Source organism: Brevundimonas sp. NIBR11 (assembly GCF_027912535.1).
Lineage (GTDB): Bacteria > Pseudomonadota > Alphaproteobacteria > Caulobacterales > Caulobacteraceae > Brevundimonas.
The window spans coordinates 2,403,066-2,412,520 of the sequence record NZ_CP115465.1 but is presented as its reverse complement, the minus strand read 5'-3'; the positions used below and the strand labels follow the sequence as shown (position 1 = coordinate 2,412,520).

9 protein-coding genes are annotated in these 9,455 nt (G+C 65.8%); 6 read left to right on the top strand and 3 right to left on the bottom strand.

Annotation, left to right across the window (positions count from 1 at the left end):
* The first annotated feature begins 119 nt into the window (after window positions 1-119).
* From O5O43_RS12225 to O5O43_RS12200, 6 genes are all read left to right on the top strand, one after another.
* On the top strand, window positions 120-800 hold the full coding sequence (locus O5O43_RS12225; RefSeq protein ID WP_271084167.1) for an IPTL-CTERM sorting domain-containing protein: 681 nt from the start codon (window positions 120-122) through the stop codon (window positions 798-800).
* 260 nt (window positions 801-1,060) lie between these two features.
* Window positions 1,061-1,753 carry an IPTL-CTERM sorting domain-containing protein gene (locus tag O5O43_RS12220; protein WP_271084166.1) on the top strand — a complete coding sequence of 231 codons (693 nt, stop codon included), beginning with the start codon at window positions 1,061-1,063 and terminating at the stop codon, window positions 1,751-1,753.
* 1,297 nt (window positions 1,754-3,050) lie between these two features.
* The gene (locus O5O43_RS12215; RefSeq protein WP_271084165.1) at window positions 3,051-3,716 is read left to right on the top strand and encodes an amino acid racemase; all 666 of its coding nucleotides are present in this window, start codon (window positions 3,051-3,053) and stop codon (window positions 3,714-3,716) included.
* Window positions 3,717-3,860: 144 nt separating this feature from the next.
* Window positions 3,861-6,305, top strand: coding sequence for an alkaline phosphatase PhoX (locus O5O43_RS12210; protein ID WP_271084164.1), 2,445 nt, complete (start codon window positions 3,861-3,863; stop codon window positions 6,303-6,305).
* Window positions 6,306-6,412: 107 nt separating this feature from the next.
* Complete coding sequence (locus tag O5O43_RS12205) at window positions 6,413-7,348, top strand: nucleoside hydrolase (protein ID WP_271084163.1); 936 nt, start codon at window positions 6,413-6,415, stop codon at window positions 7,346-7,348.
* A complete protein-coding gene (locus O5O43_RS12200) occupies window positions 7,345-8,190 on the top strand; it encodes a ribokinase (protein WP_271084162.1) in 846 nt (281 codons plus the stop codon). The genes O5O43_RS12205 and O5O43_RS12200 overlap by 4 nt, the downstream gene beginning before the upstream one ends.
* Here the strand turns inward: O5O43_RS12200 and O5O43_RS12195 are convergent.
* The 3 genes from O5O43_RS12195 to O5O43_RS12185 all read right to left on the bottom strand — a co-directional run bounded on the left by O5O43_RS12195 (window position 8,187) and on the right by O5O43_RS12185 (window position 9,356).
* A complete protein-coding gene (locus O5O43_RS12195; protein WP_271084161.1) occupies window positions 8,187-8,585 on the bottom strand; it encodes a GFA family protein in 399 nt (132 codons plus the stop codon). The genes O5O43_RS12200 and O5O43_RS12195 overlap by 4 nt on opposite strands.
* A 56-nt stretch (window positions 8,586-8,641) precedes the next feature.
* Entirely contained in the window at window positions 8,642-8,764 is a 123-nt protein-coding gene (locus tag O5O43_RS12190) for a hypothetical protein (RefSeq protein WP_271084160.1), read from the bottom strand.
* An 85-nt stretch (window positions 8,765-8,849) separates the two neighbouring features.
* Entirely contained in the window at window positions 8,850-9,356 is a 507-nt protein-coding gene (locus O5O43_RS12185) for a DUF1993 domain-containing protein (RefSeq protein ID WP_271084159.1), read from the bottom strand.
* Window positions 9,357-9,455 lie beyond the last annotated feature (99 nt).

Below are 9,455 nucleotides of genomic sequence, written 5' to 3'. Positions count from 1 at the left end.
TGTAGGAAAAAATGGCAGTTGGGCCACGATCTGTCGCTTGACAGGAAGTCACCGAGCGTCGTTACAAAGACTGATAAGGCTTGCGCTGTTCGCGGGCTATGGGTCCTTGGGGGGACATTATGCATCTTGGAGTTCCGGCGCGCGTCGTCGCACTGCTGCTCGCCTTCGGTGCTGGCGCGACCTTTCCGGCTGCTGCCAATGCGCAGACAAATCTTGTGACAAACGGCTCCTTTGAGGCCGATGGAGCGACGATCACCGTTCCGCCGACCGGTTGGAGTAGGGCGCCAAGCCCGAACTGCGGTTTCGTCAACAGAACAGGCGGCGCGGGTTATCCGGCCGCTACCCAAGGGACATATATTGCAAACGTCGCTTTCGGCCAGACTAATATTAACTGTCAATTCTACCAGGACGTAGCGATTCCCGCTGCTTCAAATGTAACGCTCGGTTTTGCCGTCGGAGCGTTGCTCTCAGGCCGGACAGGAACGCTGTCGGTGTCGGTTGTGCCTACAGTTGGCGCGCCCCTAGTGGTGTACACGGCACCCGCAAACACGGACGTCACTCTGGCTGAAGTCACCCCGATCGATATTAGCGCCTACTCAGGCCAAACAGTTCGACTTCAGATCGACGCAAACTCAGGCAACTACTTCAACGGATACTTGGACAACTTCAGGATTAACGCCGTCGCGGCCCCGCCGCCGGCACCTGTCCCAACCCTATCGGAGTGGGCACTGCTTCTGTTAGGCACGATCCTCGCTGCCGGCGCGGCGCTTTACATCCAGCGTCGCCGCCTGACGGTGTAGTTTAACGCACCTGACCTTCGAAACGGCTCCGCTGGCCACGGCGGGGCCGTTTTCACGTCCGCTTACCACCCATTGCGGACGTTAAGCCGTTCAGTTTTCGTCCCGACTGGCAACCGTCAGCTTTCCACCTCGGAACCAAAGGACAGATGGCCCCCCAAAGTGAACATTCGCAAACCTGTCCCTTAATTGACATCCTTTTGATTTTCTGAAGAATATTTCGATGTTGAGCCATTATCAGGCTTGGTTAGGAGAGAGCCTTGATGGCTAACGTACTTCGTATTCTGGCGCTGGCGGGTGTCGCGAGCTGGGCTTTAGCCGCGGCTCCGGTTGCGGCGCAAACGCTGACGCCGACGGCGGCTGGTGCCTATTCGCCAACGGCAGCTAACGCCACCGGCGCGTCTGGTGCGCCGAATGGGAATTTCCTCACAGGGGCAGCTTCGGGGGAAAGCCGCAGAAGTTATTTGATTTACAGCATTCCGGCAGGTCAGCTGATCACGTCGGCTACGTTAAGTCTAAGCGCGGCACTAGTCGCAGACGGACCGAACACGATTAATGTGTACGACGTCTCGACGACGCCTTCGACAATCGCTGCCGGAACGGCGACGCCGGGGAGCACCTACACCGACTTGGGCACGGGCGTGGTTTTCGGCACTGCGGTGGCGACGACGAATAGTGAGACACTTACTATAACATTGTCTGCCGACGCGATCACAGCCATTAACGCCGCCCGTGGCTCATCCATAGCCTTTGGGTTCAACAACGAGACTCTCAGCGCGGCGACAGACTACGTGTTTGGAGGTAGCATCAACTCCACGCCCCGTAGCCTTATCCTAGTTAGCGCCCCCGCGCCCGCGCCCGTTCCAACCCTGTCCGAATGGGCGATGATCATGCTCGGCCTGACGCTGGCGGGTGGCGCTGCGCTGTACCTTCAGCGCCGTCGTCAGATCGGCTGATCTGACCGCGCTCTCTTTGGCGGCCCCGCTGGCGACGGCGCGGCCTTTCGTATGTCTGCGATGCGCCGATAGTTCGGCTGCAGTGACGTCTATTTGGAGGCCTCGGGGAGCACTTCCGCTTGCCACCCCTAGCGGACGTTCGGCAGGTCCGCTTTCGGGCCGCCTGGTTAAGGTCCACTGTTGAGCCAGATGCCTATGTCCGCATTCGCCTGTTAACCGACCTTCGCTGCCCGCGCAGTGGACCCCAGCCCATATAGCGTGCTGCGCCGTTGGGGGGTGCATGTCAGCGCGTAGGCCATCTCCTGCGGAGCCGTTCGTATGAATACCTAGCGAAAAAATCGATCCTCAGACTCCACAAATCAAGACCGGCCTGCCAAACTAAAAATCTTCGTTTTTCCGAAGTCGTTGTGACTGCTTGGGACAACGGCTTTGGGGGATACTGTGTTTCGAAGAGCCTTCAGCGCCGCGTTGGCGTTTGCGACCCTGCTTATCGCCGGCCAAGCTGCGGCCCAGGCGACGAACTACGTGTTCACCGGAGCTCCGTACGTCACCGTCAACAACTCCGCTGGCTGTACGGTGGGGGAGTGCGCGACGTACACAACGGCCATGCGGGCAAGCGCCACGTTCACCTTCGCTGCGCCTTTCGCCGCCAACTTGCCCTTCGCGGACCGGACGGGCGGCATTACCGCCTACACCTTCAGCGATGGTGTTCGGACGACGACGGGACCGGGACCTCTCGCGACGACGTACTCGGTGCGATTTGCCACGGACGGCACGGGCAAGCCGACTGGCGTAAGCGTTACGCTGGAAAGAACACCGGGCCCCCCTTATGCGATCTCCGCCCCGGCAGACCCTAACTCCTACATTAGCTATGTTGTGTTTAACGACGCATCTAGCCAAGCCTTTGCGAACTCGTTGTGTCTTACTCGCGGTCCTTCGCCAGTAGCGGCGGTATCGGGTCCGGGGAGCTGTACCGGCGACAATCCGAACGCCCAGGCCAGCACCGCCAACTCAACAGGGCCGACTGTAGTCACAGTCGCCGCCGCTCCTGCTCCGGTGCCAACTCTTTCTGAGTGGGCGATGATCATGTTAGGCCTGCTCTTGGCTGGTGGTGCTGCAATCTACATCCAGCGGCGTCAGTTCGTAGCCTAACGATTTAGACCTAACGGGTGAACGGCCCCGCTGGCGACGGCGGGGCCTTTCGCATGTCCGCTATCCACCCATAGCGGACCTGTGGACTGTCGGCTAAGCGCAGTGCGACCGAGGTGTGCCGCCACGGCAGCGGGAAGATGCGATCATGAGCAAGGTTCTGGGCGTTCTGGGCGGCATGGGGCCGGCGGCGACGGTGGCGTTTCTGGCGCGGGTGCAGGCGCTGACGCCGGCGCAAGGCGACGCCGATCACATCCGGATCGTGATGGACCTGAACCCTCAGGTTCCTGATCGGAACACGCGGCCGGGCGAGGCGGAGGCGGAGCTGGGGGCCATGGCCCTGAGACTGAAGACGGCGGGGGCCGAGGTGCTGGCCATGCCGTGCAATACCGCCCATGCGCAGAAGCCGGGCATCGTGGCGGCGGGCCTGCCGTTCATCGACATGATCGCCGCCACGACGGCCGTGGCGCGGGCGGGCGGGGGGCGCTGCGTCGGCATCCTGGCGACGCCGGGGGGTGAGGCGCTGTATGTCGCGGCCTTGACAGCGGCGGGCGTGACGCCGGTCGTCCTGCAGGGGGAGGATCGGGCCGCCTTCATGGCCTGCGTCTACGGGGTCAAGCGCGGCGATGTCGGTGTGGACAACCGTGCGGCCATGGCGCGGCTGGGCCAGGCCCTGGTCGCGGCGGGGGCCGATGCGGTGATCGCGGGGTGTACGGAGGTTCCCCTGCTGCTCGATCCGGCCGATGTGTCTGTTCCACTGGTGGATTCAGCAGAGGTTCTGGCGCAAGCCTGCGTCAGGATGTGCAAGGGCTGATGTGAGGGTCCATCCGAGCGCGGAAAGACTGTAATCATTCAGTATTGTGCGACTTTCTCGCAATACAAAACGGCAATATTTCGGACACGAACTTCACAAGCACCGCCGTTACCGCTGCGCCCCGTCATTCATGGGGAGCATCCAATGTCCGAGATTCACCTGACCGGTCGTCACGACGATGGCGATATCGAGCTGAACACCTCGTCGAATCCGCATTTCGGCGACCTCCTGCAGGAGCGCCAGTCGCGGCGCGCGGTGATGGGCGGGATGGCCTCGGTCGCCGCCCTGTTCGGCCTGGCCGGCTGTGACGACGACGGCCAGCCGACCGCGGACGCCACGGTCTCGGCCGGCGCCTCGGGCGCGACTACCTCGGGCAAGACGGTCACCCTGACGGGGACGGCCACGGGCGCGACGGGCGTGCTGTGGACCCAGATGTCGGGCCCGACGGTGGCCCTGACGGGCGCCAACACCAACACCGCCACCTTTACCGCCCCCAGCGTCACGGCCGCCACGCCGCTGGTCTTCGCCTTCAACGCTCCGGGTTCGAACACGATCGTGGCCACGGCCCAGACGACCGTGACGGTGAGCCCGGCCGTGCTCGGCTTCAACGCCGTCGCCAAGAGCCTGGCGGACGTGGTGACCGTGCCGGCCGGCTATTCGGTCAGCGTCCTCTACCGCCTTGGCGATCCGATCAACGCCGCCACCCCGGCCTATGCCAACAACGGCACGGACGCCAACTTCGTCTCGCGCGGAGGCGATCACCACGACGGCATGCACTATTTCGGCCTGGGCGCCACGAGCGGCCAGCGCGATGACGACAGCTCGACGCGCGGACTGCTGGTCATGAACCACGAGAACATCACCGCCGCCTATCTGCATCCGAACGGCCCGACCTCGGTCGGCGGCATCCGTCCGGAAGCCGAGGCCATAAAGGAGATCGAGGCGCACGGTGTTGCCGTGATCGAGGTCCTGAAGGGCGCGGGCACGGCCGGCTGGAACTACGTCCAGAACTCGACCTTCAACCGACGCATCACGCCGAACACCCCGATGGACCTCTACGGTCCGGTGCGCGGCGACGTGCAGGTGCAGACCGTCTACTCGCCCACGGGCGTGGCCGGTCGCGGCACGATCAACAACTGCGCCAACGGCTATACGCCCTGGGGCACCTATCTGACCTGCGAGGAGAACTGGGCCGGCTATTTCCGCCGCTCGGGCACGGACAACGCCGCCCGGTCGGCCAGGGAGGTCGTCGCCCTGAGCCGCTACGGCGTGTCGCAGGGCGCGGGCGGCGCCAACAACTGGGCCACAGTGGTTCCGTCGGTCCCGGGTTCGACCGTGTTCGCCAAGTGGAACGCCTCGGCGACTGGCTCGGCCGCCACGGCCGATTTCCGCAACGAGCCGAACCAGTACGGCTGGGTCGTGGAGATCGATCCCTACAACGCCGCCTCCACCCCGCGTAAGCGCACGGCGCTGGGCCGTATGGGGCACGAGGGCGCCTGGCCGGCCAACTTCGTCGCCGGTCGCAAGCCCGTCTTCTACATGGGCGACGATTCGCGCGGCGAGTATTTCTACAAGTTCGTCTCGGCCACGCCCTGGGTCGCCAACGACGCCCAGAACGCCGACCGCCTGGCCATGGGCGACAAGTACCTCGACAACGGCGCGCTTTACGTCGCCCGCTTCGACGCGACGGGGAACGGGGTGTGGATTCCGCTGGTCTTCGGTCAGGGCGCGGTCACTTCGGCCAACCCGGCCTATGCCTTCGCCAACCAGGCCGATGTCCTCATCAACGCTCGTCTGGCCGCCGACGCAGTCGGCGCGACCAAGATGGACCGCCCGGAATGGGCCGCCGTCAACCCGGCGACCGGCGAGGTCTATCTGACCCTGACCAACACCAACGCCGCCAGCCGCCCGCTGGCCGCCACGGACGCCGCCAACCCGCGTCACTACAACGACCCGCGCGGCTCGACGAACCAGTTCGGCAACCCGAACGGCCACATCATCCGTCTGCGCGAGACGGGCGATAACCCGGAAGCCACGACGTTCCGCTGGGACATCTACGCCTTCGGCGCAGGGGCGGACCTGAACGCGACGAACATCAACGTCTCGGGCCTGGACGCGACGAACGACTTCTCGTCGCCGGACGGCCTGTGGTTCGGCCGCCCGCAGAACGCTTCGGGCCTGGTCAATCCGCTGCTGTGGATCCAGACCGACGACGGCGCCTACACCGACGTGACCAACTGCATGATGCTGGTGGCCCAGCCGGGCAACGTCGGCGACGGCGCGGCGCGGACGATCACCAACACGGACGCGACCGGCGCGACCCGCACCCAGTCGACCTTCGTCGGCAAGGCCCCGGGCATGCAGCTGCGTCGCTTCCTGGTCGGTCCGAAGGAATGCGAACTGACCGGCATCGATTCCACGCCCGACGGCAAGACCATCTTCGTCAACATCCAGCACCCGGGCGAAAACGGCTCGGCGACCTCGCCGTCGTCGTTCTGGCCGGCCAGCCAGAGCGGCGGCACGGGCGCGCGCCCGCGCTCGGCGACGATCGTCATCACCAAGGACGATGGCGGCGTGGTCGGTCTGTAATACCCAACGTCCGCACGGAACGCGGGGCGCGCCGGTGACGGCGCGCCCCTTTTTCGTTTGCGACGAGACGCGCGCGGTCGCATTCAGGGCGGGTGAAGAGACAGAGTTTGATCATCGACTGCGACCCCGGCGTGGACGACGCCGTGGGGTTGCTGCTGGCCTTCGCCTCTCCCGAGCTGGAACTGAAAGCGATCACGACCGTGGGCGGCAACGTTCCGGTCGAGAAGACCACGCGAAACGCCCGGATCATCCGACATGTGGCGGGGCGAGACGACGTCCCTGTCTACGCGGGCGCGGCGCGGCCGCTGCGGCGCGACCCGGCGGGGGCCGGCGAGTTCCACGGGGCCGAGGGTCTGGGCGACCTGGAGGCGGTGGAGCCTGATGCTCCGGCGGCGGACGGTTTGGCGGTGGACGCCATCGTGCGGATCGTGATGGCCGAGCCGGCGGGGTCGGTGGCGCTGGCGGTCATGGGGCCGATGACCAATGTCGCCCTGGCGCTGAGGGCCGAGCCCCGGCTGGTGGAGCGGCTGGGCACGGTCGTGGTCATGGGCGGGGCGCGGTCGGAAGGCGGCAACATCACGCCTTCGGCAGAGTTCAACATCTGGGCCGATCCGGACGCGGCGGCGGAGGTCTTCGCTTCCGGCGTCGAGATGGTGGCCATGGGTCTGGACGTGACGCACACGGTGCGGGCGACCGAGCAGCGCATTCAGGACATCGAGGCGGTCGGCACGCCCCGGGCGGGCATGGCGGCCGCCATGCTGCGGTTCTCGCAGCGGGTCGAGCGGGAGATCGTCGGCTGGCCCACTCCGGATTGGGGCGCCCCCCTGCATGATCCGTGCACGGTGGCCTGGCTGCTGCGGCCCGACCTGTTCGAGCTGACCCCCTGCCGGATCGAGGTCGAGACCGAGAGCGAGCTGACGCGCGGGCATACGGCGGTGGAGTTCCGCGTCGATCCGAAGACGGCGCGGCACCGGTGGGCGGTGGGCGCGGCCTCGCAGGAGATCTTCGACCTCATCACCGCCCGTCTGGGAGCGGCGGCATGAACATCACCGTGATCGGGTCGATCAATCTGGATCTGGTGGCGACGGCGCCCAGCCTGCCGGCGGCCGGCGAGACGGTGACGGGGGCGACCCTGGCGCGGCATCCGGGCGGCAAGGGCGCCAACCAGGCGCTGGCGGCCGAGAAGCTGGGGGCCGAGGTCAATCTCATCGGCCGGGTCGGGAACGACGCCATGGCCGGCGAGGCCCTGGCCTTGATGGAGGACTTCGGGGTCGACCTGTCCGGCGTCGAGGAGGATATCGCCGCGCCGACGGGGGTGGCCCTGATCGCGGTGGATCCCTCGGGCGAGAACCAGATCGTGGTGGCGGCGGGGGCCAACCATCTGGTGACGCCCGAACAGCTGCCGGCGCGGATCGAATGCCCGCTGATCGTGCAGCTGGAGCTGCCCATCGAGACAGTGGAGGCGGCCGTGGGCCGGGCGGTGGGGTTCGTCTGCGCCAACCTGGCGCCGGCCCAGCCGGTGTCGGAGCAGCTCCTGCGTCGCTGCGACCTGATCATCGTCAACGAGATCGAGGCGGAGTTCTACGGCGACGCCCTGCATCGGGGCGGGGGCCGGGTGGTGATCACACAAGGCGCGCGCGGGGCCGAGATGTATCACCGGGGCGTCAAGATGGCCTGGGCCACGCCCCCCGGGGTGACGGCCATTGATGCGACCGGGGCGGGGGACGCCTTCGTTGGGGCGATCGTCGTCGCCTTGCTGGACGGGATGGAGCCGAAGGACGCGCTAGACTTCGCCTGTGCGGCAGGGGCCCTGGCGGCGACGCGGGCGGGGGCTCAGCCGTCTCTGCCGACGCGGGACGAGGTGGAGGTGTTGCTGCAGAGCTAGGGGCGGCCCTTCTCGAAGGTCTGTTGGGCCGTCGGGATCGTGACCCAGCGATGGCGGCTCTGCTCCCAGACCGATCGGATCGGCGCCATCGTGTGGGGCTCGACGTAGGCGCCGATGGGCACGCCGGTGACGCCCGCGTTTTTCGATCCCCGGAAGAAGACGGTCGATCCGCACTGCGGGCAGAAGTAATTCTCCAGCGTCGCCCCTAGGTCGGTCGGCCGCTCGAACCGCTTCGAAACGCCGGTCGCGACGACCTGATCATCGGCATAATAGGCCGCTACGCCAAACGGCGAGCCGGTTCGACGTTGGCAGGCGATGCAGTGGCAAGCCACGACGGCGGGGGTCTCGCCGGGCACCGAGACACTGAGCTGACCGCACTGGCATTGAGCTTTCATGGCCCCATCCAACACCCTGGACACCGGGGCAGTAAAGCAATGAGTCGAGGGACCGACTAGCGCTTGGCGATGCCGTTCGAGAACCAGGCCATGAAGAGCCGGAACAGCCAGCCGCCGGGCTTGGACTGTGTGGCGGTCACGGCCCGACGACCGCGCCCCCTGAACTGTTTGACGACCACGGGCCCCTACTCTCTACGCAACTGACGCTGCGGAAAGAACCGAGCGCGGGGAATGTTCCTGTGTCGGTTGTCGTACCTGGGAAGGTCAGACCCCGCCCATGTAGTCGCGCTTGCCGATCGGCACGCCGGCGCCGCGCAGCAGATCGTAAGCCGTCGTCAGGTGGAAGTAGAAGTTCGGCATGGCGAAGCCGGTGACGTACGGCTGGCCCTGGAATTTCATCTGGCCGCCCGGGAAGGTCAGAACGACGTCCTTGGCCTCCTGGCCATCGACCTTGTCGCGCGGGACTGAGGCCAGATAGGCCAGGGTCGAGGCGATGCGTTGCTTGAGTTCGGCAATGGTCGTCTCGGTATCGTCGTTGACCGGGGCGGCGACGCCGGACAGCCGGGCAAGGCAGAGCTTGGGGCTGTCGCAGGCGGTCTGCACCTGTTTCGACAAGGGGTTCATGTCTTCGATGATGCGCAGCGACAGATAGGTGTTCGGATCGACGCCCTTGGCCTCGGCATGGGCCACGGCCTTGTCGAGCAGGCCGTCTAGCGCGCGCAGGCCACGGGTGAAGGGCGGGACGGTCAGGTCGTAGAGTTCGGTCGCCATGGCAGTGCGTTTCCTTTGAAGACTTTGTGTCTCTCTAGCTCCGGCTTAGCCGATTGTCACGCCTTGGCGAAACACCCCTGAACGGCCTAGGGTAAATGA